This is a genomic window from Pseudomonas sp. RIT411, from assembly GCF_003057735.2.
GTDB lineage: Bacteria > Pseudomonadota > Gammaproteobacteria > Pseudomonadales > Pseudomonadaceae > Chryseomonas > Chryseomonas oryzihabitans.
Genome location: NZ_QBIZ02000011.1, coordinates 25,864 through 52,217, shown reverse-complemented (window position 1 = coordinate 52,217; position 26,354 = coordinate 25,864). Strand labels below are relative to the sequence as shown.

The window sequence follows — 26,354 nt, the reverse complement described above, 5'->3', positions numbered from 1 at the left end:
AACCCAACCTACGGCGGTCATGGGTTGGGTTGAGACGGCTCCCTCGTCGAAGCCCGACAGCCCCCGCTAGGCCAGCTCGTGATAACGCCGGTCGAAGTACAGCAATCCGCCTTCGCCACCCGGCTCGGCCACCCCCAGCACCTCGCAGAGCAACAGGTCGTGGCTGCCCACCGACTGCACCCCGGCAATGCGGCAATCGCAGGCCACCAGGGCGCCGTCCAGCACCGGCGCACCGGTGGCGAGGCGGGTCCAGCGCGCCGCGGCGAAACGTTCGGCCATGGCGGTCTTGCCGCCGAAGAGGTTGGCCAGCGCCTGCTGGCCGGCGGCCAGGACGTTGACGCAGAGCACGCCGTTGGCGCTGAAGGCCGGATGCACCGAGGCGCCGCGGTTGAGGCAGACCAGCAGGGTCGCCGGGCTGTCGCTGACGCTGCATACGGCGGTGGCGGTAAAGCCGGCCGGGCCGGCCGGACCATCGGTGGTGACCAGATTGACCGCGGCGCCCAGGCGCGCCATGGCCCCACGGAAGAGGTCGCGTTCGACCGGGGCGGCGGGCGTCGTGGCAGGCGGCAAGGCATGGGCAACGGACATGGTGCTATTCCTCGGAAGATTGGCTGAGATAGTCGAGCACCACCCGGTCGAAAGTGGCGGGGTCGGTGACGCTGGAGGCATGGCCGCCCCACTCCAGCAATTCAAAGCTGGCCCGGGGCAGGCCCGTGGCCAGGCGCTGGGACGAGGTCCAGGGCACCAGCACATCGTCGCGGTTGGCCAGCACCAGGGTCGGCACCTCGATCCGCGCCAGTTCGGCGTCCACGTCGAAAGCCAGCAGGGCACCGATGCGCCGCAGGACATTGGCCTCGCCGGGGAAGTGCGCCAGGGCATGGGCTTCGTCGGCGGCCAGGCGCTCGCCGTGTTCGGCGATCCAGGTAGCCGGATAGAGAAAGATCGCCTGGGCCTGGACATAGGCCGCGGCGCCGCTGTCGCGCAGCAGCCGTTGACGCAGGGCGAAGCAGCGCCCGGTGTGCGGATTGGGCCGGCTCCAGGCATTGACCAGCACCTGGCGGCGGATCAGGCCCGGCCGCAGCAGGTTGGCCTGCAGTCCTACCAGGCCACCCAGCGCATGGCCCATGAACAGACAGCGGTCGAGTTCCAGGCGATCGGACAGCGCCAGCAGGTCCTCGGCCATATGCTGGATGCGGTAGTCCGCCGGCAACTCGGCCGGGCTCCTGCCGGTGCCGGTCTGGTCATAGACCACCACCCGGAATCTTTCGCCAAGGGTCGCCAGCTGCGGCGCCCAGAAGGCCCCGGCGCCGCCCAGCCCGGAGCTGAGCAGCAGGGTCTCGGCCGCCGGATCCTGGCGGCCATGGAGTTCGAAGTGCATGGGCGGTCCTTGAAGGTTGGGTGGTTGAGGCTTCCCCCTCTCCCAGGGGGAGAGGGCTAGACGGAGCGCGGCCTAGCCGACATGGGCGATGCTGGCGATCTCGATCAGCGCATCCGGCTTTACCAGGCCGCACTGGATGCAGTAACGCGCCGGCTTCTCACCGGGAAAGAATTCGGCGTACACCGCATTGATGGCGGCGTAGTTCGCCCAGTCGGTGAGCATGATCATGTTGAAGGTGACGTCGGCCATGGTGCCGCCGGCCGCCTCCACCACGCCCTGGATGGTGGTGAGCACATGGCGTGCCTGGGCCGCGGCGTCGCCGACGTGGACCACGTTGTTCTGGGCATCGAACGGCAGAGTGCCGGAGACATAGAGCACCCCATCGGCCAGGCTGCCAGGCACGAAGGGGGCGATGGGGGTACCGGTACCGGCGGGGATCACGGCTTGCTTGGGCATGGTGGCTCAGTCCTTGGCGAAGGTGGTGTGGAAATCGGCGCAGCTGGCGACCCAGCCGAAGAAGGTCTCGATGTTGAACAGCGCGGCCTCGTGGGCCGAACGGGGCCCGGCCTGGTGGCAGGCGTCGTGCAGACAGACGCCGAAGTATTCGAGGAAGAAGCCGTCCCTCAGGGTCGACTCCACGCAGACGTTGGTGGCGACGCCGACGAACACCAGGTTGCGGATGCCACGGGCGCGCAGCAGGCTGTCCAGGTGGGTGTTGTAGAAGCCGCTGTAGCGGGTCTTGGGCACCACCAGGTCGGCGGCGGCCGGCTGCAGCCGATCCACCAGGGCATAGTCCCAGCCACCCTTGGCCAGCAGCTGCCCCTGCAATTCGGGTCGCTTGCGCATGGTCTTGAGGGCATTGGACTTGTGCCAGTTGGGCGAACCCGGCCCGCCCGCCTCGCGATACTCCGGATCCCAGCCATTCTGGAACCAGACCACCTGAATGCCCGCGCCGCGGGCGGTCTCCACCACGGCGGCGACGTTCTCGATCACCGGGCCGGTGGCGGAGACGTCGAAGCCGGCCAGATCCAGATAGCCGCCCTGGCTGGCGTAGGCGTTCTGCATGTCCACCACGATCAGGGCGGTCTCGCTGGCCTTGAGCCGCACAGGTTCGGGACGCGCCGGCAGCGTCACGGCTTCGGCGTCGTCGGCAGGCAGGGCATAGCCCGCCAGGGTTTCCACAGCGTTCATCAGGCACTCTCCTTGAGCAGATCGACGTGACGGCGGCTCTGCATCAGCGGCTGGATGCGCTCGCCGAAGTCGGTCACGCCCTGGACGAAGTCATCGAAGGTCAGCAGCACCCCGCTGGCCCCGGGTACCTCGGCGATCTCGTCGAGCATCCGTGCCACGCTGGCGAAGGAGCCCACCAGGGTGCCCATGTTGATGTTCACCGCCGAGGTCGGATCAGCCATCTGCCGCACGTTGGTGTCGCTGCCGGACTTGGTGTCGGCGGCCGCCTGGGCGCCCAGCCAGGCGATGGCCTCCTCGTCGGCCCCGGCCTTGTAGTGCTCCCACTTGGCGCGAGCGGCCTCGTCGGTCTCGGCGGCGATGATCATGAACAGGGCGATGGAGGAGACCTCGCGCCCGGTCTTGGCGGTGGCGGCCTGCAGCCGCTCCACCGCCGGGGCGAAGGCCTTGGGCGTGTTGACGCCCTTGCCGAAGACGAAGCTGTAGTCGGCGTGTTCGGCGGCGAAGGCCAGGCCGGCATCGCTCGCCCCGGCGCAGACGATCTCCATGGGTGCCTGGGGCTGCGGACTGACCCGGCAGTCTTCCATGCGGAAGTGCGCGCCCTGGAAGTCCGACTGGCCGGCGCCCCAGAGATCGCGCAGCACCTGGGCGTATTCACCGAGGTATTGATAGCGACTGGCAAAGAACTCATCGCCTGGCCAGAGCCCCATCTGGCTGTATTCGGGCTTTTGCCAGCCGGTGACCAGGTTGACGCCGAAGCGGCCACCGGAAATGCAGTCGATGGTGGCGGCCATGCGCGCGACGATGGCCGGCGGCAGGGTCAGGGTCGCGGCGGTGGCGAACAGCTTGATGCGCGAGGTCACCGCCGCCAGCCCGGCCATGAGGGTGAAGGACTCCAGGTTGTGGTCCCAGAATTCGGTCTTACCGCCGAAGCCGCGCAGCTTGATCATCGACAGGGCGAAGTCGAAGCCGTAGTGCTCGGCGCGCTGCACGATCTCGCGATTCAGCTCGAAGGTGGGCCGGTACTGGGGCGCGTTTTCCGACAGCAGCCAGCCGTTGTTGCCGATGGGAATGAAGACACCGATGTTCATCGCTCGCACTCTCCCGCAGTCAGGAATCGAAGCGCATCCAGATGCGCCCTTGCTGCAGGATCGGAGCAGAAAGCTTGCCAAGTCTTGAAAGTTCAAGCCAATCAAACACTTGGGATCTATTCGAGAATAAATCTGGACCATTTGGTCCATATTAGAGCACCTAGTTTGTGCAAGGCGCCCGAATCCGGGGCATGCAGGCTGGCGCGTCATGCTAGAGTTCGGAGACCGGCGCGCTACCCTTCGGGGTCCGCCGATGATTCGTCACCAGGACGGTGCGAAGCTCAACGACCGCGCCTGCAGCCGGCCCGCGTCAGATGTCCAAGAAGGCCCAAGGAGCAGTTCGTGAGTCAGGCCAGTGATCTTCCGCCACGCAAGTCCCGCCAACCCAGCCCTGCCGCCCAGCAACGCCGGCAGCGCCAGATAGAAGCCAAGCGCGCCCAGATCCTCAGCGCGGCGCTCGATATCTTTTCCCGCTTCGGTCTGCACGGCGCCAGTCTGGATCAGGTGGCGCTGCAGGCGGACGTCTCCAAGACCAACCTGCTCTACTATTTCAGCAACAAGGAAGAGCTCTATGTCGCCGTGCTGCGTCAGCTGCTGGCGACCTGGCTGAATCCCCTGCGCACCTTCAGCGAAGAGCAAGAACCCCTCGACGCCCTGCGCGGCTATCTGCGCCAGAAGCTGGAGATGTCCCGCGACTATCCCGCCGAGTCCCGGCTGTTCTGCCTGGAGATGGTCCAGGGCGCACCACTGCTGCTGCCCGAATTGCAGGGCAGCCTGCACGACTTGATGGACGAGAAGACCCGGGTGATCCGCACCTGGATCGCCGCCGGCAAGCTGGCCCCGGTGGATCCGCACCACCTGATCTTCAGCATCTGGGCCATCACCCAGCACTATGCGGACTTCCGGGTGCAGGTGCAGACCCTGTGCGGCCGCTCGCTGAAGGATCCGCTGTTCTTCGACGAGGTCCTGCAGGGCCTGGAGACGCTGATCATCGACGGGCTCAGGCCCCGCGCCGGCGGCCCGGCCTAGGCCGCCAGGAAGAACTCGGCGAACAACTCGCTCAGCCTCGGCCAGAGCGGTGCCGGCAGGTCATGGGCCATGTCCGGTATCAGCTCGAAGCGGGCGCCGGGAATGGCCCGCGCCACGGCGCGACCACAGGCCGGACGCAGCAAGGGATCCCGCGCGCCGTGCACCACCAGGGTCGGCGCCTGGATGCGGCGGGCGAAGGGCCGCAGATCGCCGCTGCCGAGCAGGGCGAACAACTGCCGCTGCACCCCCTCCACATCCACCCCGCGCGCCAGGATACGCTGCACCAGTCGTTCCAGATCGGCCTCGCTCTGGCGATACCTCGGACTCTCGATACCGCGCAGCAGGGCCTTCTGCCGGGCGAGCGCCGCCTCCGCCGGCAGATCGGCCGGCGGCCGCAGCAGCAGGCTGCCCAGCAGCTTGAACGAGGGTGGCGGCAACAGCGGCTGATTGGTCGACGAGAACAGGATGCCCAGCCGCGCGACCCGCTGAGGCCATTGAGCGGCGAGGATCTGGGCGATCATGCCGCCCATGGAGCCGCCCAGTACGAAGGCGCGTTCCAGCCCCAGGTGATCGAGCAGCCCGACCGCATCGGCGGCCATGGCTTCCAGGCGATAGGGCACCGCGCTGGGCTTGCCCAGTTGCGCCCGCCCCAGCACCGGCCACAGTGAAGGCGGCCGTCCACCCGGCCAGCTCAGCCGCGAGGACTGGCCGACGTCGCGATTGTCGAAACGAATCACCCGCAGGCCCCGGCGCACCAGGGCCTCGCAGAAGCCTTCCGGCCAGAGCAGCAACTGGGCGCCAAAGCCCATGATCAGCAGCAGCGCCGGATCGGCGGGATCGCCCCAGTCCTCATAGGCCAGCTCGAGGGCGCCGACCCGGGCGCGACCTTCACGTATGTCCATGGCTCCCTCGCGAAATGGCTAAAGGGCCATGCTACCCCAAGGTCGTACCCGCGAAAGCGGCAGAACCGGGCGGTCACGCGGCGCTGCTGCGCTATGCTCGGACAGACCTCTTCCAGAGACCTTCGCCATGTCCGCAGCGCCCCTGGTTTACCACCTGACCGACGAAGCACGCGAAGACCTGCGCCAGGCCATCGCCGCGCCGCTGAGGCGCTACAACGACAGCCAGGCGGGCCCGAGCGGTTACCGGGCCCTGGTCATCAGCCTGACCCGTGGCGGCGAAGCCCTCGGCGGCCTCTGGGGCTACACCAGCTATGGCTGGCTCTATGTGCAGTTGCTGGCGGTGGAGGAAGCCGCCCGCGGCCAGGGCGCCGGCCGCGAATTGCTGCGGCGCGCCGAGGCCGAAGCCCTGGCCCGCGGTTGCCACGGCGCCTGGCTCGACACCCACGAATTCCAGGCTCGCGGCTTCTACGAACGCCTGGGCTACGAAGTATTCGGCGAGCTGGCGGACTATCCGCCGGGCTTTGCGCGGTATTTCCTGCGCAAGGCGCTGGGCCCGACGCCCGCCGTCGGCACTAGCGCTGGCCCTGACTGAGGGCGCTGAGGCGGGTCGAGAGTCCCTGCATCTCCTGGCCAAGCTGACGCAGGGCACCGGCGTCGCGGGCGCCCTCTTCGCTCGCCGCATGGATACGCACCGCCAGTTCATTGATTTCCTGGGTCACGTGGCTCTGCTCCTGGGCGGCCACGGCGATCTGCTGCGCGCGCTCGACGATGCCATCGAAGCTGTCGACGGTCCCGCTCAGGGTGCCGGCCACGACGGTCGCCTCTCGGACGGCGACTTCGGTACGCTGCACCCCGGCCTGCATGGTGGCCACGGCGGCGCTCGACGCCTGGCGCAGGCTGGCGATCATCCCCTGGATTTCGTTGGCGGACGCCTGGGTCCGCCCGGCCAGCGTGCGCACCTCGTCGGCGACCACGGCGAAGCCGCGTCCCTGTTCACCTGCCCGGGCCGCCTCGATGGCGGCGTTGAGGGCCAGCAGGTTGGTCTGTTCGGAGATCGACTTGATCACGTCCAGCACGCCGCCGACCCGCTCGATGTCCTCGCCCAGACGGGTGATGGCGGTGGCAGCGCCACCGATCTCCTGGGCCAGCCCCTGCATGGAGTCGGTGTTGCGCGCCATCTGGCTCTGGCCGGTGTGCACCGTGCCGAGCGAAGCGCGGGCCACGTCCGAGCAGTCGGTGGTGTTGCGCGCCACCTCGCCGGCGCTGGCCGACATCTCGGTGATGGCCGTCGCCAGCAGGGTGTTGTCTTCGCGCTGCTTTTCCGCCCGATCGGCCAGGCCATGGGAGAGTTGCGCCAGCTCGGTCGCCTGGCCCTGCAGCAGCGAGGCGTCAGCGGCGATCCGGCGGAGCATCTCGCGCAGCGAGCCGGCGTAGCGATTGACCGCGCCGCGCAAGCGGCCGATTTCGTCGGCACGCCGGATGTCCAGTTCGCTCGCGTTGGCACCGTCCTGGCCCAGGCGCTCGATCTGCAGGGTGGTCTCTTCCAGCTGGGCCAGCAGGCGCCGACCGGCGAGCCAGGCTATGCCCAGCAGCAGTGCCAGGAGCGGCAACAGCAAGAGCAGCATCTGGCTGGTCAGGCGTGTGGCCAGGCCGGTGACCTGAGCTTCGGGCGTGACCAGACCGACCTGCCAGCCGGTCGCATCCATCGGCACCAGGGTGACGTAAGCGGCGCCATCGAGCTGGCGGTCGTGAGGGAGGTACAGGGTGCGGTTGCCCGTTTGGCCGAGGGCATCCGCCACCGCCTTGAACGAGGCCTCACCCGCGATCACGTCGTTCAGCGTCGGCAGGCCCTTGGCACCCTTGATCCCAGGGAAATAGAGCAGATTGCCACTGCGATCGACGGCGAAGGCATAGCCACCGGTCACGCCACCCTGGCGTTCGAGGAAGGCGGCGAGGCCATCGAGCTTGAGGTCCAGCGTCGCCACGCCGGCGAAGGCGTTCTGTTGGCGATAGGGCACGCTGCAGGTGGTCATGGCGACCTGGCTGACCGGGTCCTGGTAGGCGTCGGACCAGACGCACCGTCCCGCCGTGGCCGCCTTGGCATCGCGATACCAGGATTCGTCGCGATAGGCCGAGGTCTGGGGCGCATTGTAGTCGTCCGAGTACTCCAGACCGCCGGCGCCGTTGCGAGCCCAGAAGAAGCTGCGGCGGTCGACCCCCGGGGTGAAGGCGGCGGGTTCCGGCCAGAGGCCGCCGCCGGCGATAGCCTGGTCGCCGTGGCTGTCGATGAGCCTTGGCAGGACGGCCTTCACCAGGGCTTCGTCATGGGGCAGCGTCTCGCCCAGATCCGCCAGGGCCACGCTGGTCCCTTCGATACGCGCCAGCTGCAGGGCGAGTTGCCGTGCGATGGCGGTGGCCGACTGTTCGGCCGCGGCCGTACCGGCGGCCACCAGTTGCGGTTTACCACCAAAGGCCATCACGGCGTAGACGCCGATGGCGGTGAGCCCCAGCAGGCAAAGCACGCCCAGGGTCATGCGCCCGGCGATGCGGGTGGGTATCAGAGTCATACGGCGGCTCCAGAAGGTTGCCAGGGGGAATGGCCAGTATTACGGCCGGGACGGCGGTCAATTGAGCGAAGCGATACCCCCGCGCGGGATACCGCCGATGAACGGCGGGCAATCAGCCCGCGGTGAGGAAGTTGCCGATCCGGGCGTTGTCCTGCCCACCTTCCAGCAGCGGCACCTCGGCTTCGTCCTTGAGTTGCACGCCGGAGAGCTTGCGGCGATCCGCTTCGCGCATCAGGTAGAGCAGCTTGTGCGCCGCCAGGCCATAGGCCAGGCCTTCCAGGCGCACGTTGGAGATGCAGTTGCGATAGGCGTCGTTGAGGCCCGGGCGCGGGCCGTAGGTGAAGTAGAGGCCGAGGCTGTCGGGCGAACTCAGACCGGGGCGCTCGCCGATCAGCATCACCAGCAGACGCGCCTTGAGCAGCCCGCCGATCTCGTCGCCGACCGCCACCCGCCCCTGTTCCACCAGGGTCACCGGCGCCCAGCGCCAGCCCTCGGCCCCGGCCTGATCGGCCAGGCGCTCCAGGAACGGCAGCGCATGGCGATGCACCGCCAGGGCCGAGAGGCCATCGGCAATGACCACGGCGACGTCGAAGCCCTCGGGATGCTCGGCGGCATAGGCCTGGAGTTCGTGGGCGGACTCCGCGGACAGCTTGCGGCCCAGGTCGGGACGTTGCAGATAGGTATGGCGATCCGGCGCGGCGCTCTTGAGCACCAGGGTCTCGCGCCCCTGGGCGGCCAGGCCTTCGCGCAAGCCCTGATGATCGAAAGCCAGATGCACCGCATCGCGGGCCTGGGCATGGGCGGCCTGGAAGTCCAGCTGGGCCGACGTCGGCAGGCTGGTCCCGGCACGGCCGAGGGCGATGCGTGCCGGGGTCAGGCGACGCAATTCGGCCCAGGGGTCGGGGCGGGCGGTGTCGTTGGGGTTCATGAGCGACTCCTGAACGATTCGGTATCTAAGCTATCGCGGCCATGGGCCGCTCCTACGGGTACAGAGGGAGTTTGTAGGAGCGGCCCATGGCCGCGATCCTCCCTACAACTGCGCCAGCGCCCGCTGGAATGGCGCTGGCAAGCCTTCGCCGAGGCGGAAGCGGCCGTCCTCCAGCCGCAGGATGCCCAGGCGGTCGAGCCAGGCGGCGAATTCCGGGGCGGGCTGCAGGCCCAGCACCTGGCGGGCATAGAGGGCGTCGTGGAAGGAGGTGGTCTGGTAGTTGAGCATCACGTCGTCCGACCCGGGGATGCCCATGATGAAGTTGATGCCCGCCGCGCCCAGCAGGGTCAGCAGCATGTCCATGTCGTCCTGGTCGGCCTCGGCATGGTTGGTGTAGCAGATGTCGCAGCCCATTGGCACGCCGAGCAGCTTGCCGCAGAAGTGATCCTCCAGCCCGGCGCGGATGATCTGCTTGCCGTTGTAGAGGTACTCCGGGCCGATGAAGCCGACCACGGTGTTGACCAGCAGCGGCTTGAATTGCCGCGCCACGGCGTAGGCTCGCACCTCGCAGGTCTGCTGGTCGACGCCGTGGTGGGCCCCGGCCGACAGGGCGCTGCCCTGCCCCGTCTCGAAATACATGAGGTTGTTGCCCAGGGTGCCGCGGCGTTGCGACAGTCCGGCCTCGTAGCCTTCCTGCAACAGTGCCAGGCTGATGCCGAAGCTTTCGTTGGCGCCCTGGGTGCCGGCGATGGACTGGAACACCAGGTCCACCGGCGCACCCCGCTCAATGGCGGCGATGCTGGTGGTGACGTGGGTCAGCACGCAGGACTGGGTGGGAATCTCGTAGCGCTGGATCACGGCGTCGAGCATCTTCAGCAGTTCGCAGATACCACTGGTGCTGTCGGTGGCCGGATTAATGCCGATCACCGCATCGCCGTTGCCATAGAGCAGGCCGTCGAGGACGCTGGCGGCGATGCCGGCCGGATCGTCGGTGGGGTGATTGGGCTGCAGCCGGGTCGACAGCCGTCCACGCAGGCCGATGGTGTTGCGAAAGCGGGTCACCACCCGGACCTTTTGCGCCACCAGGATCAGGTCTTGGATACGCATGATCTTGGACACCGCGGCGACCATCTCCGGGGTCAGCCCCGGGGCCAGGGCGGCAAGACTCGTCTCGTCGGCCACCGGCCCCAGCAGCCAGTCGCGGAAGCCCCCCACGGTGAGGTGGGCGACCGGCGCGAAGGCCTGGGCATCGTGGCTGTCGAGGATCAGCCGGGTGACCTCGTCGGCCTCGTAGGGGATCACCGCCTCGCTGAGAAAGTGCTTGAGCGGCACCTCGGCCAGCGCCATCTGCGCCGCCACCCGCTCCACGTCGCTGCTGGCGGCGACCCCGGCCAGGACATCCCCGGATCGCGCCGGGGTGGCCTTGGCCAGCAGTTCCTTGAGATCGGCGAAGCGCCAGGTCTGGCCACCCACGCTGTGCTGGAAACCGCTCATGCTACCTCCTCGGGTTGCGCTGCTCAGGCCTCGCCAAAGGCGGCATCGGGAGCGATGTCGCTCTGCCTACGGCTGAGACCGCAGACCAGCGCGCCTATCACCATCAGCACCACGAAGACGCTGGCGATCACCGGGTTGTACCAGACCATGGCGATCAGGCAGACCACCGCCAGCACCAGGGCGATGGCCGGCACCACCGGATAGCCGGGGGCGCGGAAGGTGCGCTCCAGGTTCGGCTCGCTGCGCCGCAGCTTGAACAGGCTGAGCATGCTCATGATGTACATGACGATGGCGCCGAACACGCTCATGGTGATCATGGCGGCGGTCAGGGTCAGGCCCTGCAGGCTGATCACACCGTCGCTGAAGATGGCGGCGATGCCCACCACGCCACCGGCCAGCACCGCGCGGTGCGGGGTCTGGAAGCGCGACAGCTTGGCCAGGCCATGGGGCAGGAAGCCGGCGCGGGCCAGGGCGAAGAACTGCCGGGAATAGCCGAGGATGATGCCGTGGAAGCTGGCCACCAGGCCGAACAGGCCGATGCCCACCAGCAGGTGCAGCCACATCGAGCCCTCGCCCACCACGCCCTTCATCGCCTGGGGCAGCGGATCGTTGATGTTGGACAGGGCGCGCCAGTCACCCACGCCGCCGGCAAAGATCATCACGCCGATGGCCAGGGTCACCAGGGTGAGGATACCGGCGATGTAGGCCTTGGGAATGGTCCGCTTGGGGTCCTTGGCTTCCTCGGCGGCCATGGCCGCGCCCTCGATGGCGAGAAAGAACCAGATGGCGAAGGGAATGGCGGCAAACATGCCGCCCACCGCGGCCAGGGAGAACTGGTCCTGCCCGGCCCAGCCGCCGCTGGTGAAGTTGGTCAGGCTGAAGCCCGGCGCCACCACCCCCATGAAGATCAGCAGCTCGATCACCGCCAGCACCGTGACCACCAGTTCGAAGGTGGCGGCGATGCTCACCCCGAGGATGTTCAGGGTCATGAAGATGAAGTAGGCCGCCACCGCGCAGAGCTTGGGATCGAGGGTGGGAAACTGAACGTTGAGGTAGGCGCCGATGGCCATGGCGATGGCCGGTGGGGCGAAGACGAATTCGATCAGGGTGGCGATGCCGGCGATGGTGCCGCCCATGGGGCCGAAGGCGCGCCGGCTGTAGGCGAAGGGCCCGCCGGCGTGGGGAATGGCGGTGGTGAGCTCGGTGAAGCTGAAGATGAAGCAGGTATACATCACCGCAACCACCAGCGCGGTGATCAGAAAGCCCAGGGTCCCGGCGACGCCCCAGCCGTAGCTCCAGCCGAAGTATTCCCCGGAGATCACCAGCCCCACGGCGATGCCCCAGAGGTGCAGGGTGCCGAGGGTCGGCTTGAGTTTCTCGTTGGTCATGACAGGCCACTCCCCTTGTAGCGACGTGATCCGAATGGGTCACCGCGATCCCGCGATGCCCGGCTTTTTCGAGCTTAAACAGCTCGGGGCCGTGGCGACTTGACCGCTCGGCACGGTCGCTGTGACCCCGGGTCAAGTCGGCGTTACCCCTCTTCCCAGGGTGCTACCCGAGACCGCACCAGCCTGGTGCGATGCCTGACCACCCGCCCCGCGATGAGGCACGCCAAGACGCCTAATAGCGTGAAGCCCTCGGCGTTCCCGCCCCGATGGAGGACCGCTTTCCGCCCCGGGGCACAGCCTTTGCTTCATTCATGCCGATCCCCTCCCTGGACCCGCACCATGCCCCTGGCCGCCTCCGGCTTCGCCGCCCTGACCTCACCGTCGCGCAACCTTGGCGTGCTCTCCGCCGCCGCCAGCGGACTGGACGCCGTCATCACCAGCCATGGTGGCGATGTCGATCGCATCTTCGGCACTGCCGGCATCGACCCCGAACAGCTGCAGCACCCCACCCTGAGCCTGGGGTTGGGCAACTACTGCCGGGTCCTGGAGGAAGCCGCCGCCCAGTCCGGCTGCGACAATTTCGGCCTGCACTACGGCGGCCAATTCAAACCGCAGATGCTCGGCCTGCTGGGCTACGTGGGGCTCTGCTCGCCCACCGCCGAAGCGGCCCTGCAGAATTTCGCCGCCGCCTTTCCCTTTCACCAGCACAGCACCCTGATCCAGCTGGTGGACGCCGGTGACTGCTGGCGCTTCGACTACCAGGTGCGCCACGGCGCCATCGTCGCCCGCCGCCAGGACGCCGAGCTGACCCTGGGCATGCTGCTCAACCTCTTGCGCCATGTGCTCGGGCCCACCTGGGCGCCGCGCGCGGTGCAATTCGAACATCCGCGCCCCGAAGGCTGGCACGAGCACCGCCGGCTGTTCGACGCGCCAGTCAGCTTCGGCCAGCCCTGCAATGCCATGCTGGTGCCCAAGGCCGACCTGCGCGGCCGCGCCATGCCCGACCACGATCCGCTGCTCCTCTTGGTGGTGCAGGACGCCATCCGCCAACTCGGCCAGCGGCTGCCACAGATGGAACTGCTCGAAGAGGTCCGCGCCTCGGTGCGCCTGGCGTTGCCCCTGGGCGAGCCCAGCCTGGAGTCCATCGCCCAGCGTCTGGACCTTTCCACCAGCCAGCTGCAACGCCGCCTGCGCGACCAGGGCGCGAGTTTCTCGGCGCTGGTCGAAGGCGTCCGCCGCGACCTGGCGCAGCATTACCTGCGACAGCGGCTGCCGGTCACCGACCTGGCGCCGCTGCTGGGCTATTCGGAGACCAGCGCCTTTTCGCGGGCGTTTCGGCGGTGGTTTCAGGTGAGTCCGCGGCAGTGGCGGGGGATTTCTTAAAATGGGGTGGGGAAAAGAGCCACGAACGCCGGCTGACGTAGGTTGGCGCTGAGCGTAGCGAAGCCCAACAAGGTGGGGTTGCGGCTCTGTGTTATGGGTGCCATAGCTGTTTATCTAGCTTTGCTGGTACTTCTTGTTTCGCCCCCTCGGGCGAGTCACTTTTGCCAATCGCGGCTGCGCGCCCCGGACAAAAGTAACCAAAAACGCTTGCCCCACCATCCGGCCTTTCGCTTCGCTCCAGGTCCGCTCACGCCAGCGCCGCTCCGGGGTCGGCCTACACGGGCCGTCCATGGCCCGTTAGGCCTCTCGCCGCATCCCTGCGGCTCGACCCACTCCACGACACTGGCGTTCGCCCTCCTGAACGGGGCGATTCGCCAGCCTGAAAATATTGGTTGAACAGCCACAAAAGCCCGTAGCCCGTAGCCCGTAGCCCGTAGCCCGTAGCCCGTAGCCCGTAGCGTGGACAACGGCGAAGCCTTGTCCACTGATGGCTTAGGTGCCCACCAGTGGAAAACGCTATGCGGTTTTCCACGCTACAGATCCTGTGAACACCCAGGCATCAGGCTGGCGCCCCGCCCCGTCAGTGAGGCCGAGTGCAGGTGTCGCGGAGGGGGATGCGAGGCAGGACGCCGAGCAAGGCGCGAGGGGCAGGAGGCCCCTTCGTGCCGTGCCCCCCGGAGCGGCACCGGAGTGAGGGGACCTGGAGCGAAGCGGAGGGCCGAAACGTGGGGCAAGCGTTTTTGGTTACTTTTTTGGCGACTGCAAAAAGTAACTCGCCCGGGTGGGCGAAACAAAACCATCAACAGACCTCGATAAGCAGCTAGAGCACTGGTAAACCGAGGCATCACGGCCAACCTCCGCAACGTTGGGCTTCGCTCCACTCAGCGCCAACCTACCGAAGCGGTGAAGGTGATGCGCCCGAGCGGGCGAAACAAAAACCATCAAAGCACTCGGTAATCAGCCAAACACCCCCACCATACCTAGCCGAAAGCCAACCTCTGCCCACTCGGTCAGATTCTTGCAAGGCGCTCCCCAAACAGCCCCAACCAGAACAACGACCACCCGATGACCTCTGCCCTGCCCCCTGCCCTCTTCACCCCCGCCTGGCTGGCGCGCCTGGAGCTGGCCTATGCCCGCCAGGGCGACTGGACCCGGCCGACCACCCGCCACCACCTCGGCCCCTTGCGGGTGCAGAAACACCTGCACGCCGAGGGTCCCGAGGTCTGCCAGCACATCATCGTGCATCCCCCGGGTGGCATCGCCGGGGGTGATCGGCTGGACATCGACGTCAGCGTCGGCCAAAACGCCTGGGCCCAGCTCACCAGCCCCGGCGCAGCCAAGTGGTATCGCGCCGACAGCGCCGCCCACCAGCAGATCGAGCTGCGCGTCGCCGCCGGTGCCACCCTGGAATGGCTGCCCCAGGAGACCATCGTCTTCGCCGGTGCCCGGGCCCATCTCGCTACCCGCATCGAGCTGGAGGGCGATGCCCGCCTCTGCTACTGGGACGTCGTCGCCCTGGGTCGCCCGGCCAGCGCCGAGCGCTTCACCGACGGCCTGTTTCAGGCCCATCTGGACATCCGTCGCGACGGCACCCCGCTGTGGCACGAGCGCCAGCGCCTGGTCGGCGCGGATCGCCTGCTGGACTCGCCCATCGGCCTCGCCGGTCAGCCAGTGTTCGCCACCCTGCTGCTCACTGGCACCCTGGACGCCGACACCCTGGAGCGCTGCCGCGGGCTGGCCCTGCCAGTGCGGGGTGACCTGACCCAACTGCCAGGCCTGGTGGTCGCTCGCTGCCTGGCCGCCGAATCGCTGCAGGCCCGCGCCTGGCTGATCGAAGTCTGGCGCCTGCTGCGCCCCGCCCTGCTCGGCCGTATCGCCGTCCCGCCGCGAATCTGGAGTACCTGATATCTTCGTGATCGCGGCCATGGGCCGCTCCTACATGGAAGCGCAGAATTGTAGGAGCGGCCCATGGCCGCGATGCCCTTCGCCAAAGAGAACACCCATGGACCTGACGCCCCGCGAGAAAGACAAACTGCTCATCTTCACCGCCGGCCTGGTGGCCGAACGCCGCCTGGCACGTGGGGTGAAGCTCAACTACCCGGAAGCCATGGCGCTGATCTCCGCCGCCCTGCTCGAAGGTGCCCGTGACGGTCGCACCGTGGCCGAGCTGATGCACTACGGCACCACCCTGCTGACCCGCGACCAGGTGATGGAAGGCGTCCCGGAAATGATCCCGGAGATCCAGGTGGAAGCCACCTTCCCCGATGGCACCAAGCTGGTCACCGTCCACCAGCCGATCGCCTAGGGAGTCCGCCATGAGTCTGATCGTCCGCGACGCCACCCCTGCCGACCTGCCGGCCGTGCTGCACATCTACAACGACGCCGTCAGCAACACCACGGCGATCTGGAACGAGACCCCGGTGGACCTGGCCAACCGCCAGGCCTGGTTCGACCTGCGCGCCACCCAGGGCTACCCCATCCTGGTCGCCGAGAACGCCGAAGGCACGGTGGTGGGCTATGCCTCCTTTGGTGACTGGCGCCCCTTCGAAGGCTTTCGCCATACCGTCGAGCACTCGGTCTATATCCATCCCGACCAGCGCGGCCAGGGCATCGGTCCGCGGCTGATGACGGTGCTCATCGAACGCGCCCGCGCCTGCGACAAGCACGTGATGGTGGCCGCCATCGAGAGCGGCAACCAGGCCTCCATCCGCCTGCACGAACGCCTCGGCTTCCTCACCACCGGGCAGATGCCCCAGGTCGGCACCAAGTTTGGTCGCTGGCTGGACCTCACCTTCATGCAACTGATGCTGGAGCAGCGCCCATGATCCCCGGCGAATACCAGATCCAGGACGGCGACATCGAACTCAACGCCGGCCGCCGCACCCTCAGCCTGACCGTCGCCAACAGCGGCGACCGGCCGATCCAGGTGGGCTCCCACTACCACTTCCACGAAACCAACGACGCCCTGGTGTTCGACCGCGCCCTGGCGCGCGGCATGCGCCTGAATATCGCCGCCGGCACCGCCGTGCGCTTCGAACCGGGCCAGAGTCGCGAGGTGGAACTGGTCGAGCTGGCGGGGCTGCGCACCGTCTACGGCTTCGCCGGGCGGGTAATGGGGAAGTTGTAGCGGCAAGCGCCCTCACCCCAACCCTCTCCCAAGGGGAGAGGGGGCTAAAAGCAGACATCGAGCTCCCGCCCTTCCCCCTCCCTCCGGGGGAGGGGAAGGGTGAAGGCCAACCAGAACACCCAGCCTCCCAGGAACGGCTCCCTGCGAGGCAACAGGACGACACCCGCCCTTCCCCCTCTCCCTCCGGGAGAGGGCCGGGGTGAGGGCCAACCAGAATACCCAGCTTCCCAGGGACGACTCCCTGCGAGGCAACAGGATGCTACCCGCTCCTCCCCCTCTCCCTCCGGGAGAGGGTCGGGGTGAGGGCCAACCGGACCACCTTTATTCGGGATTCACGCCTATGAAAATCTCCCGCCAAGCCTATGCCGACATGTTCGGCCCCACCACCGGTGACCGGGTGCGCCTGGCCGACACCGAGCTCTGGATCGAGGTCGAAGAAGACCACACCGTCTACGGCGAAGAGGTGAAATTCGGCGGTGGCAAGGTCATCCGCGACGGCATGGGCCAGAGCCAGCTGCCCGCCGCCGAGGTGGTCGATACCGTCATCACCAATGCGCTGATCGTCGACCACTGGGGCATCGTCAAGGCCGACGTCGGCCTCAAGCACGGCCGCATCCATGCCATCGGCAAGGCCGGCAACCCGGACATCCAGCCGGGTGTCAGCGTGCCCATCGGCGCCGCCACCGAGGTCATCGCCGGTGAAGGCATGATCCTCACCGCCGGCGGTATCGACTCCCACATCCACTTCATCTGCCCGCAGCAGATCGAAGAGGCGCTCATGAGCGGCACCACCACCATGATCGGCGGCGGCACCGGGCCGGCCACCGGCACCTATGCCACCACCGTGACCCCCGGTCCCTGGCACATGGCGCAGATGCTCAAGGCCGCCGACGCCTTCCCGATGAACATCGGCTTCACCGGCAAGGGCAACGCCAGCCTGCCGGGTCCGCTGGAGGAGCAGGTCCGCGCTGGCGCCATCGGCTTGAAACTGCACGAGGACTGGGGCACCACCCCCGCCGCCATCGACAACTGCCTGGCGGTGGCCGATCGCTTCGACATCCAGGTGGCCATCCACACCGACACCCTCAACGAATCCGGCTTCGTCGAGACCACCCTGGGCGCCTTCAAGGGTCGCACCATCCACACCTATCACACCGAAGGTGCCGGGGGCGGCCACGCGCCGGACATCATCAAGGCCTGCGGTTTCCCCAACGTGCTGCCCAGTTCCACCAACCCGACGCGGCCCTTCACCAAGAACACCATCGACGAGCACCTGGACATGCTCATGGTCTGCCACCACCTGGACCCGAGCATCGCCGAGGACGTGGCCTTCGCCGAGAGTCGCATCCGCCGCGAGACCATCGCCGCCGAGGACATCCTCCACGACCTCGGCGCCTTCGCCATGATCAGCTCCGACAGCCAGGCCATGGGCCGCGTCGGCGAGGTCATCACCCGCACCTGGCAGACTGCCGACAAGATGAAGAAGCAGCGCGGCCCGCTGCCCGAAGACGCCGCCGGCAACGACAACTTCCGGGTCAAGCGCTACATCGCCAAGTACACCATCAACCCGGCGATCACCCATGGCATCAGCCACGAGGTGGGCTCCATCGAAGTGGGCAAGTTCGCCGACCTGGTGCTCTGGCGCCCGGCGTTCTTTGGCGTCAAGCCGACGCTGATCCTCAAGGGCGGCGCCATCGCGGCGAGTCTGATGGGCGACGCCAACGCCTCCATCCCCACCCCGCAACCGGTGCACTACCGCCCCATGTTCGGCAGCTACGCCGGCATGCTCCATGACACCAGTCTGACCTTCATCAGCCAGGCCGCCTTCGAGGCCGGGGTGCCGGAGCAACTGGGGCTGAAGAAGCGCATCGGCGTGGTCAAGGGCTGCCGCACCGCGCAGAAGAGCGACCTCATCCACAACGGTTATCTGCCGACCATCGAGGTCGATCCGCAGAACTACCAGGTCAAGGCCGACGGCCAGCTGCTCTGGTGCGAACCGGCCGAGGTGCTGCCGATGGCGCAGCGGTATTTCCTGTTCTAAAGGGGCCTGTTCTAACCAGGCACAGGGTAGGTTGGGCTTCGCTGCGCTAAACCCAACCTACCCGAAGCCCTCTGCGGTTCAGCCGCGACTGATCGGCGCCGCTGGCGCTTCGGCCCGGTCGTCGCGGTCGTAGGCGGCCTTGTCCAGCTGGCCCATCCAGCGCGCGGTCAGGGTGCCGGCGGTCATGGAGCCGTTGACGTTGAGGGCGGTGCGGCCCATGTCGATCAGGGGTTCGATGGACACCAGCAGCGCCACCAGGGTGACCGGCAGGCCGAGGGCCGGCAGTACGATCAGGGCGGCGAAGGTGGCACCACCGCCCACGCCGGCCACGCCCGCCGAACTCAGGGTGACGATGCCCACCAGGGTGGCGATCCACAGCGGATCGAAGGGGTTGATGCCCAGGGTCGGCGCGACCATCACCGCCAGCATCGCCGGATAGAGACCGGCGCAGCCGTTCTGGCCGATGGTGGCACCGAAGGAGGCGGCGAAGCTGGCGATGGCCGGCGGCACGCCGAGGCGCTCGGTCTGGGCCTCGATGTTCAGCGGGATGGTCGCCGCGCTGGAGCGGCTGGTGAAGGCGAAGCTCAGCACCGGCCAGACCTTGGGAAAGAAGCGCGCCGGCGACAGGCCGCTCAGGGTCAGCAGCAGCGCATGGACGCCAAAGAGGATACCCAGGCCCAGGTAGGAGGCGATCAGGAAGGTGCCCAGCTTGAGCACGTCCTGGGGACTGGCGGTGGCGACCATCTTGGTCATCAGCGCCAGCACGCCATAGGGGGTGAGTTGCAGCAGCAGGCGCACCAGCTTCATCACCCAGGCCTGGAGCACGTCGATGCCGGCCAGCACCTTCTCGCCGCGGACCGGATCGTCACGCTGCAGGCGCAGGGCGGCGACGCCGAGGAAGGCGGCGAAGATCACCACGCTGATGATGGAGGTGGGATTGGCGCCGGACAGATCGGCGAAGGGGTTCTTCGGAATGAAGGACAGCAGCAACTGCGGCACCGACAGATCCGCCACCTTGCCGACATAGCTGTTCTGCAGGGCGGTCAGGCGCGCGGTCTCCTGGGCGCCCTGCACCAGGCCTTCGGCGCTCAGGCCGAATAGCCAGGTGACCAGCACCCCGACCAGGGCGGCGATGGCGGTGGTGAACAGCAGGGTGCCCAGGGTCAGCAGGCTGATGCGCCCCATGGAGGAGGCTTCGCGCAGCCGCGCCACGGCGGCCAGGATGGAGGCAAACACCAGCGGCATGATGCTCATCTGCAGCAGCTGCACATAGCCGTTGCCGACCAGGTTGAACCAGCCGATGGAGGTCTTGAGCACCGGGGCGTCATGGCCGTAGACGAGTTGCAGCACCAGGCCGAAGGCCACGCCCAGGGCGAGACCGATGAAGACGCGCACGGCCAGGCTCCAGCCGGTGTTGCGGGTACGCGCCAGCAGGCCGAGCAGCACGGCGAAGGCGACGAGATTGAGGACGAGAGGCAGATTCACACGAGGTCTCCGATACGGCGCCCGACGCGGCCGCCGGACGAAAAGGCGGCGATGGTAGCAGCTCGGGCCGACTCGGCTTAGATCGAGGCGCTATCACCTGATAACCCTGGGACCTTGGGAGGAGCGGTTCTATCGCCGGGGCGAACGGTATTTCCGCCGGGCCTGGCGCTGCTAGAGTGCGCTCCGTCGGGAAACGATGCCCGACGCTGCCAACCCAAAAAGGAGTGACTCCATGCAACGTTTCGCCAAGCTCGCCGCTTCCTTCGCCCTCGCCGCCGCCGTCGCCGGCTGCACCGGCACCGCGATGAAGACGCAGAATCTGGATCCGTCGCAGTACACCGTCGTCGGTCATGGCGAGGGCAAGGCCACCGGTCTCATGATCCTGGGCTTCATCCCGGTCCAGCAGAACGACCGCTTCGTGCGCGCCCAGCAGGCCGCCATCAAGTCCCGCGGCGGCGATGCCCTAATCAATGCCCAGGTGCAGGAAAACTGGTTCTGGGCCTATGTCCTGAACGGCTACACCACCACCGTTTCCGGCGACGTGGTCAAGCTCAAGCGCTGAGCCCCGCCCGACCGACAGGCGCCGCCCATGGAGGCGGCGTTTTTGCGCTAGGCTGGTCGCTTCTTTCCGAGGAGCCGACCATGACCGCGACCCTGATGAAACTCCCGCTGCAATCCATCGATGGCGAAACCCTGACCCTGGAACGCTACCTGGGCAAGGTGCTGCTGGTGGTGAACGTCGCCTCCAAGTGCGGCTTGACCAGCCAGTACGAGGGGCTGGAACGCCTCTACGAGGCCCAGCGCGAACGCGGCCTGGAAGTGCTCGGCTTTCCCGCCAACAACTTCAAGCAGCAGGAGCCCGGCAGCGACGCCGAGATCAAGGAATTCTGCACCCTGACCTATGGCGTGCAATTCCCTATGTTCGCCAAGCTCAGTGTGGTGGGTGAAGACAAGCATCCGCTCTATGAAGAACTCACCCGTGCCCAGCCCGAGGCGACCGGTGACGGTCCCTTCCGTGAACGCATGGTGAGCCGTGGCGGCAGCCCCAATCCCAAGCCCGAGGTGCTGTGGAATTTCGAGAAATTCCTGATCGGGCGCAATGGCGAGGTGGTGGGGCGCTTCGCGCCGGATGTGACGGCGGATGATCCGCGGTTGGTGGAGGCGATTGAGGTGGAGTTGGCGAAGGGCTGAGGGCTTGAGTGTTCACCAGAGCTGTAGCGTGGAAAACCGCGCAGCGTTTTCCGCTGGCAGTAGCTTGACTACCGAATAGGGGCAACGTCTTTATCGCAGCCATGGGCCGCTCCTACGGGATCTTCCGATTGCTGTAGGAGCGGTCCATGACCGCGATTCCAATAGCTCAAGGACGACGTCTGAGCTTGATCGCCGACAGTGGACAAGGCTTCGCCGTTGTCCACGCTACGGGTTACGGGTTATTCAACCAATACTTTCAGGCTGGCGAATCGCCCCGTTCAGCAGGGCGAACGCCAGTGCCGTGGAGTGGGTCGAGCCGCATGGATGCGGCGAGAGGTCCAGTGAGCCATGGACGGCCCATCTGGACCGAACCTGGAACGGCGCTGGCGTGAGCGGACCTGGAGCGAAGCGAAAGGCCGGATGGTGGGGCAAGCGTTTTTGGTTACTTTTTTGCGGGGCGCGCAGCCGCGACTGCAAAAAGTAACTCGCCCGGGTGGGCGAAACAAAAACTCTCCAAGCACTCAATAAGCAGCCATGGCACCTACTAAACAAGCGTGAGCCTTGCAATGTTGGGCCTCGCTAACGCTCAACCCAATCTCCAGGCGTCTCCTGCTCAAGAGGTCGGATTGCGACGGTCGACCGCCACAACCCAACCTTCTCCTTACCCGCGCTGCAACACCCCGCGCATGGAGCCGAAATGCCCCGGGAAGGAGCAGAAGAAGGTGTATTCCTTGCCGGCTTCCAGGGCCCCGGTATCGAAGGTCACGGAGTCCTTTTCGCCACCACCCAACATCTTGGTATGGGCGATGATGCGTTCGTCGCCCTCGGGCAGGTAGCCCTTGGCTTCGCCCGCGTTCATGCCGGCGGCGTCGACGGCCGAGGCGTCGGTGGAGCGGGTCAGCACCCAGTTATGGCCCATGACGTTCTTGGGCAGGCTGCCACTGTGGATCAACTCCACGGTAAAGGTCTTGCACGAGGCCGGGACCTGGATGGAAGCGCGGCTGTAGGTCATCTGGTCGCCGGCTTCGATCTGGGTGGTACAGCTGTCGGCGGCCCAGGCGCCGGTACTTCCCAGGGCGAACAGCGCGGCGGCGAAAAGCGTGGATTTCATGAACCCTCCGGATGCGTGAAAGTCGCCAGTCAGACCGATGCGAGGGTGGCGGGTTCCAGCGGCCATGGCAAGGGAGCGGCTTCGCTCTATCGCCTCCATCGAAACCTTTGCCAGGTCGCCGGGCCTTACCTCTGGGTACTATCCCTCCATCACCCGCCAGCCAAGGACGCCCGCCATGACCCTTACCGCCCTGTTGCACGAGTTGTTCGCCAGCTATGCCCAGGCCGCCAGTGGCAATGCGCCGGAAGAGGCTTTCCTCGCGCGATGACGGTGCTTTGATCACGGGTGACGGACAGCTAGGCTAGGCGTTTTGCCTGCCTAGGAGTCCCCATGTCGCTGAAAACCGTCTGTGTCTTCTGTGGTGCCAAGCCCGGCGCCTCGCCGGTCTTCGCCGAAGCGGCCGCGCACCTCGGGCGTACCCTCGCCGAGCGCGGCCTCACCCTGGTTTACGGCGGTGGCAAGGTCGGCCTGATGGGTGTGGTCGCCGATGCCGCCCTGGCCGCCGGTGGCGAAGTCATCGGCATCATCCCCCAGAGCCTCAAGACCGCCGAACTGGGCCATACGGGCTGCACTCGGCTGGAAGTGGTCGACGGCATGCATGCGCGCAAGGCGCGGATGGCGGAGCTGGCCGATGCCTTCATCGCCCTCCCCGGCGGCCTGGGCACTCTGGAAGAACTCTTCGAGGTCTGGACCTGGGGGCAGCTCGGCTATCACGCCAAGCCGATGGGTCTCTTGGAGGTCGATGGCTTCTATGCGCAATTGGAAGGCTTCCTCGATCACCTGGTCGCCCAGGGCTTCGTTGCCGCGCCGCACCGCGCCATGCTGCAGGTGGAGGCTTCGCCAACCGCCCTGCTAGACGCCCTCGCCACCTGGCAGCCCACGGTGCCGCCGCGCTGGGCCGAAGCGGCACCGCGCTAGCGCCGGTACACCGCCCGTCCCGGGTCTCGAACCCTCGCCGCTTGTGGCCTGTCGGTACTGACAGGCCCGCAAAAGTCACACGAGCGACGAGGATTCCTCCATGACCGATTTTCCCAAAGCCCCGATGCCGGAACAGCAGCAAGAGGTTCCCGGCCTGCAATCGCGCATGAATCCGGTCCCGGATTGCGGTGAGCAAAGCTACAAGGGCTCTGGCCGTCTGGCCGGCAAGAAGGCGCTGATCACCGGTGGCGACAGCGGCATCGGCCGTGCCGTGGCCATCGCCTTCGCCCGCGAGGGCGCCGATGTCGCCATCAGCTACCTGAACGAGCACGAAGACGCCGAGGATACCGCCCGCCTGGTGCGCGAAGCCGGGCGCGAGGCCCTGCTGCTGCCGGGCTGCCTGTCCAAGCGCGAGCAGTGCCTGGCAGTGGTGGACAAGACCGTGGCCGCCTTCGGGCGCATCGACGTGCTGGTCAACAACGCCGCCTTCCAGATGACCCACGAGACCCTCGACGAGATTCCCGACGACGAGTGGGTCTACACCTTCGATGTGAACATCACCGCCATGTTTCGCATCACCCAGGCTGCGGTGAAGCACATGGGCCAGGGTGGCTCCATCATCAACACCACCTCGGTGAATTCGGACATGCCGCGGCCGACGCTGCTGGCCTATGCCACCACCAAGGGCGCCATCGCCAACTTCACCGCGGGCCTGGCGCAACTGCTTGGCGAAAAGGGCATCCGCGCCAACAGCGTGGCCCCCGGCCCTGTCTGGACCCCGCTGATCCCGGCCACCATGCCGCCCGAGCAGGTCAAGGAATTCGGCGGCAACACCCCGCTCGGCCGCCCCGGCCAGCCGGTGGAACTGGCGCCGGTCTACGTGATGCTAGCCTCCGACGAATCCAGCTACACCTCGGGCGCGCGCATCGCCGTCACCGGCGGCAAGCCGATTCTCTGAGTTTTCTCTGCCCCGGCCCGGGCCGGGGCGCCTTTCTTGCCGCTGGAGTCCCCCGATGCTCGGCCAACCCCTGCGCCTTTCCACCCCCTTGCGCACCCATGTGTTCGGCGGTCACGAGATCGCCGAGCGCCTCGGCAAGCGTGGCCTGCCCCCGGGCCGCATCGCCGAGACCTGGGAAATCAGCGACGTACCGGGCAGCAGTGCCACGGTGCTCGACGGTCCCCTCGCCGGCCAGAGCCTGCATGACGTGGTGCAGGCCTATCCCGAACAACTGGTCGCGCCGGGCTGGCAGGGCCCCTGGTTTCCCCTGCTGACCAAGTTCATCGACGGCAGCGGCCGCCTGCCGGTGCACCTGCACGCCGATGATGCCACCGCCCGCCGCCTGGAATGCCAGCCCAACGGCAAGACCGAAGCCTGGCACATCCTCTGGGCCGAACCGGGCGCCACCGCCCTGGTGGGCCTCAAGCCCGGCCAGAGTCGCGAGCGCGTGCGCGACGCCCTGCTGCGGCAGGACTACGACGCTGTCATGCGGCGCCTTCCGGTGCGCGCTGGCGAGACCTTCTTCATCCCCGGCGGCACCCTGCACAGCTTCGGTCCCGGCACCCTGATCTACGAGATCGAACAGACCTCGGACATCCAGCAGCAGGCCATGCCCTGGCGCATGACCGATGGCGAGCCGCTGCCCCACGCCGACTGGCGCGCCGGTATCGAGGCGCTGCTGGACGAACTGGATCTGGATGCCGATCCGCGGGTCACCCCCGGGCTGCGCCTGCCCCTGGGCGATGGGCACGACCGCCTGCTGTGCACGGCCTGCCGGCACTTCGCCCTGGAACGCTGGCGGCTGGCCGGCGCCGGGGCGCCGCCGCTGGACTATCGCTTCTCCAGCGCCCGCCTGCTGAGCAACGTCGGGCGTCCGGTACGGCTGGAGTCGGCTGGCTGGAGCGGCATGCTCGGCGCCGCCGAATCCCTGCTGCTGCCGGCCGCGCTCGGCGAAATCCGTCTGAGCGGCCCGGCCGACCTGCTGGTCGGCTACGTGCCGGATCTGCATCAGGACATCCAGGCGCCCCTGGCCGCCGCCGGCTACGGCCCCGCGGTCATGGCCGACCTGGGTATCGAATGCTCTTCCTGAACTGCAAGCTCACTGACCTTCAAGGAGTCCCCATGAGCGACTATCCCAAGCCCCCACTGAAACCCCAACCCCAGACCTTTCCCGGCTCCGAAGCGCGCATGGATCCGCTGCCCGACAGCGGCGCCGCAACCTATCGCGGCTCGGGTCGCCTCAAGGGCAAGGCGGCGCTGATTACCGGTGCCGACAGCGGTATCGGCCGCGCCGTGGCCATCGCCTTCGCCCGTGAAGGCGCCGATGTCGCCATCGCCTACCTGGACGAGCACGAGGATGCCCGGGAGACCGCCCGCCTGGTCACCGAGGCCGGGCGCCAGGCCGTCCTGCTGCCCGGCGATCTGGTCGACCGCCAGACCTGCCTGGACGTGGTGCAGAAAACCGTCGAGGCCTTTGGCCGGATCGACGTGCTGGTCAACAACGCCGCCTTCCAGCAGGTGCGCGACAGTCTCGACGAGATTCCTGACGAGGAATGGGTGCATACCTTCAACGTGAACATCCATGCGATGTTCCGCATCACCCAGGCGGCGGTGAAGCACATGCCGCGCGGCGGCTCCATCATCAACACCGCCTCGATCAACGCCGACATCGCCCCGCCGACCCTGCTGGCCTATTCGGCGACCAAGGGCGCCATCGCCAACTTCACCGCGGGCCTGGCGCAACTGCTCGGCGACAAGGGCATCCGCGCCAACAGCGTGGCCCCCGGCCCGATCTGGACGCCACTGATCGTCAGCACCATGAAGCCCGACGAACCTGAGCAATTCGGCGCCAGTACCCCTCTTGGTCGCGCCGGCCAGCCGGTGGAGCTGGCCCCGGCCTATGTGCTGCTGGCCTCGGACGAAGGCAGCTACATCTCCGGCGCCATGCTGCCGGTGACGGGCGGGATGCCGGTGCTCTGAGGGTTCTGGCTGGGGTGCCGGGGTTTACCCTCACCCCGGCCCTCTCCCCGAGGGAGAGGGGGTAGATAATTCCGTAGGTTGGTTGAGCGCAGCGAAGCCCAGCGCGGGGTATCCGGTAGCGTTGGGCTTCGACGATGAAGCTGTCTCAACCCAACC

At 67.3% G+C, this 26,354-nt stretch carries 26 protein-coding genes; 14 read left to right on the top strand and 12 right to left on the bottom strand.

The window, feature by feature from the left end:
- Positions 1-66: 66 nt before the first annotated feature.
- The 5 genes from DBY63_RS15890 to rutA form a co-directional block, all read right to left on the bottom strand.
- The gene (locus DBY63_RS15890) at positions 67-588 is read right to left on the bottom strand and encodes a flavin reductase (RefSeq protein ID WP_042138494.1); all 522 of its coding nucleotides are present in this window, start codon (positions 586-588) and stop codon (positions 67-69) included.
- A gap of 4 nt (positions 589-592) precedes the next feature.
- The gene (rutD, locus tag DBY63_RS15885; protein WP_108582417.1) at positions 593-1,378 is read right to left on the bottom strand and encodes a pyrimidine utilization protein D; all 786 of its coding nucleotides are present in this window, start codon (positions 1,376-1,378) and stop codon (positions 593-595) included.
- 72 nt (positions 1,379-1,450) lie between these two features.
- Positions 1,451-1,834, bottom strand: coding sequence for a pyrimidine utilization protein C (gene rutC, locus DBY63_RS15880; protein WP_027600052.1), 384 nt, complete (start codon positions 1,832-1,834; stop codon positions 1,451-1,453).
- Positions 1,835-1,840: 6 nt separating this feature from the next.
- Positions 1,841-2,569 (bottom strand): pyrimidine utilization protein B, encoded by a 729-nt coding sequence (gene rutB, locus DBY63_RS15875; protein WP_077171505.1) that lies wholly within the window; start codon positions 2,567-2,569, stop codon positions 1,841-1,843.
- A complete protein-coding gene (gene rutA / locus DBY63_RS15870; protein ID WP_108582416.1) occupies positions 2,569-3,657 on the bottom strand; it encodes a pyrimidine utilization protein A in 1,089 nt (362 codons plus the stop codon). The genes rutB and rutA overlap by 1 nt, the downstream gene beginning before the upstream one ends.
- Positions 3,658-3,999: 342 nt before the next feature.
- On the opposite strand from rutA, the gene rutR reads away from it, so the two are divergent.
- Positions 4,000-4,686 carry an HTH-type transcriptional regulator RutR gene (gene rutR, locus DBY63_RS15865; RefSeq protein WP_027600049.1) on the top strand — a complete coding sequence of 229 codons (687 nt, stop codon included), beginning with the start codon at positions 4,000-4,002 and terminating at the stop codon, positions 4,684-4,686.
- Here rutR and DBY63_RS15860 read toward each other — a convergent pair.
- Complete coding sequence (locus DBY63_RS15860) at positions 4,683-5,588, bottom strand: alpha/beta fold hydrolase (RefSeq protein WP_027600946.1); 906 nt, start codon at positions 5,586-5,588, stop codon at positions 4,683-4,685. The two genes, rutR and DBY63_RS15860, sit on opposite strands and share 4 nt — an antisense overlap.
- 127 nt (positions 5,589-5,715) lie before the next feature.
- Here DBY63_RS15860 and DBY63_RS15855 point away from each other — a divergent pair, with 127 nt between their 5' ends.
- Positions 5,716-6,180 (top strand): GNAT family N-acetyltransferase, encoded by a 465-nt coding sequence (locus DBY63_RS15855; RefSeq protein ID WP_108582415.1) that lies wholly within the window; start codon positions 5,716-5,718, stop codon positions 6,178-6,180.
- Here the strand turns inward: DBY63_RS15855 and DBY63_RS15850 are convergent.
- The 4 genes from DBY63_RS15850 to eat form a co-directional block, all read right to left on the bottom strand.
- Positions 6,161-8,155 (bottom strand): methyl-accepting chemotaxis protein, encoded by a 1,995-nt coding sequence (locus tag DBY63_RS15850; RefSeq protein ID WP_108582414.1) that lies wholly within the window; start codon positions 8,153-8,155, stop codon positions 6,161-6,163. The genes DBY63_RS15855 and DBY63_RS15850 overlap by 20 nt on opposite strands.
- Positions 8,156-8,267: 112 nt before the next feature.
- Positions 8,268-9,083 carry an ethanolamine ammonia-lyase subunit EutC gene (gene eutC, locus DBY63_RS15845; RefSeq protein ID WP_108582413.1) on the bottom strand — a complete coding sequence of 272 codons (816 nt, stop codon included), beginning with the start codon at positions 9,081-9,083 and terminating at the stop codon, positions 8,268-8,270.
- Between the two features lie 102 nt (positions 9,084-9,185).
- Positions 9,186-10,577, bottom strand: coding sequence for an ethanolamine ammonia-lyase subunit EutB (locus DBY63_RS15840; RefSeq protein WP_108582412.1), 1,392 nt, complete (start codon positions 10,575-10,577; stop codon positions 9,186-9,188).
- Between the two features lie 23 nt (positions 10,578-10,600).
- Positions 10,601-11,965 carry an ethanolamine permease gene (gene eat / locus DBY63_RS15835; RefSeq protein WP_027600043.1) on the bottom strand — a complete coding sequence of 455 codons (1,365 nt, stop codon included), beginning with the start codon at positions 11,963-11,965 and terminating at the stop codon, positions 10,601-10,603.
- Positions 11,966-12,304: 339 nt separating this feature from the next.
- Here eat and DBY63_RS15830 point away from each other — a divergent pair, with 339 nt between their 5' ends.
- The 6 genes from DBY63_RS15830 (at position 12,305) to ureC (ending at position 18,516) form a co-directional block, all read left to right on the top strand.
- Positions 12,305-13,348 (top strand): AraC family transcriptional regulator, encoded by a 1,044-nt coding sequence (locus DBY63_RS15830; RefSeq protein ID WP_044342964.1) that lies wholly within the window; start codon positions 12,305-12,307, stop codon positions 13,346-13,348.
- A 1,065-nt stretch (positions 13,349-14,413) separates the two neighbouring features.
- Complete coding sequence (locus DBY63_RS15825; protein ID WP_108582411.1) at positions 14,414-15,253, top strand: urease accessory protein UreD; 840 nt, start codon at positions 14,414-14,416, stop codon at positions 15,251-15,253.
- Between the two features lie 97 nt (positions 15,254-15,350).
- Positions 15,351-15,653: an urease subunit gamma gene (gene ureA, locus DBY63_RS15820; protein ID WP_007162996.1), complete on the top strand. Its 303-nt coding sequence runs from the start codon at positions 15,351-15,353 to the stop codon at positions 15,651-15,653.
- Positions 15,654-15,663: 10 nt separating this feature from the next.
- A complete protein-coding gene (locus DBY63_RS15815; protein WP_007162997.1) occupies positions 15,664-16,173 on the top strand; it encodes a GNAT family N-acetyltransferase in 510 nt (169 codons plus the stop codon).
- Positions 16,170-16,475 carry an urease subunit beta gene (locus DBY63_RS15810; protein WP_007162998.1) on the top strand — a complete coding sequence of 102 codons (306 nt, stop codon included), beginning with the start codon at positions 16,170-16,172 and terminating at the stop codon, positions 16,473-16,475. The genes DBY63_RS15815 and DBY63_RS15810 overlap by 4 nt, the downstream gene beginning before the upstream one ends.
- A 340-nt stretch (positions 16,476-16,815) precedes the next feature.
- Complete coding sequence (ureC, locus tag DBY63_RS15805) at positions 16,816-18,516, top strand: urease subunit alpha (RefSeq protein ID WP_027600952.1); 1,701 nt, start codon at positions 16,816-16,818, stop codon at positions 18,514-18,516.
- 78 nt (positions 18,517-18,594) lie between these two features.
- Here ureC and DBY63_RS15800 read toward each other — a convergent pair whose 3' ends face one another.
- On the bottom strand, positions 18,595-20,001 hold the full coding sequence (locus DBY63_RS15800) for an L-cystine transporter (RefSeq protein WP_044342966.1): 1,407 nt from the start codon (positions 19,999-20,001) through the stop codon (positions 18,595-18,597).
- Between the two features lie 232 nt (positions 20,002-20,233).
- On the opposite strand from DBY63_RS15800, the gene DBY63_RS15795 reads away from it, so the two are divergent.
- Complete coding sequence (locus tag DBY63_RS15795; RefSeq protein WP_007163001.1) at positions 20,234-20,563, top strand: hypothetical protein; 330 nt, start codon at positions 20,234-20,236, stop codon at positions 20,561-20,563.
- 80 nt (positions 20,564-20,643) lie between these two features.
- The gene (locus DBY63_RS15790) at positions 20,644-21,192 is read left to right on the top strand and encodes a glutathione peroxidase (protein WP_108582410.1); all 549 of its coding nucleotides are present in this window, start codon (positions 20,644-20,646) and stop codon (positions 21,190-21,192) included.
- A gap of 661 nt (positions 21,193-21,853) precedes the next feature.
- On the opposite strand, the gene azu is transcribed toward DBY63_RS15790, so the two are convergent.
- Positions 21,854-22,303, bottom strand: coding sequence for an azurin (azu, locus tag DBY63_RS15785; protein WP_027600036.1), 450 nt, complete (start codon positions 22,301-22,303; stop codon positions 21,854-21,856).
- 330 nt (positions 22,304-22,633) lie between these two features.
- Here azu and DBY63_RS15780 point away from each other — a divergent pair, with 330 nt between their 5' ends.
- The 4 genes from DBY63_RS15780 to DBY63_RS15765 all read left to right on the top strand — a co-directional run bounded on the left by DBY63_RS15780 (position 22,634) and on the right by DBY63_RS15765 (position 26,198).
- Positions 22,634-23,221 (top strand): TIGR00730 family Rossman fold protein, encoded by a 588-nt coding sequence (locus tag DBY63_RS15780; protein ID WP_027600035.1) that lies wholly within the window; start codon positions 22,634-22,636, stop codon positions 23,219-23,221.
- Between the two features lie 100 nt (positions 23,222-23,321).
- Positions 23,322-24,179 carry an SDR family oxidoreductase gene (locus DBY63_RS15775; protein ID WP_042137614.1) on the top strand — a complete coding sequence of 286 codons (858 nt, stop codon included), beginning with the start codon at positions 23,322-23,324 and terminating at the stop codon, positions 24,177-24,179.
- Positions 24,180-24,234: 55 nt separating this feature from the next.
- Positions 24,235-25,308, top strand: coding sequence for a class I mannose-6-phosphate isomerase (locus DBY63_RS15770; RefSeq protein WP_108582409.1), 1,074 nt, complete (start codon positions 24,235-24,237; stop codon positions 25,306-25,308).
- 32 nt (positions 25,309-25,340) lie between these two features.
- Entirely contained in the window at positions 25,341-26,198 is an 858-nt protein-coding gene (locus tag DBY63_RS15765; protein WP_027600032.1) for a glucose 1-dehydrogenase, read from the top strand.
- Positions 26,199-26,354: the final 156 nt, after the last annotated feature.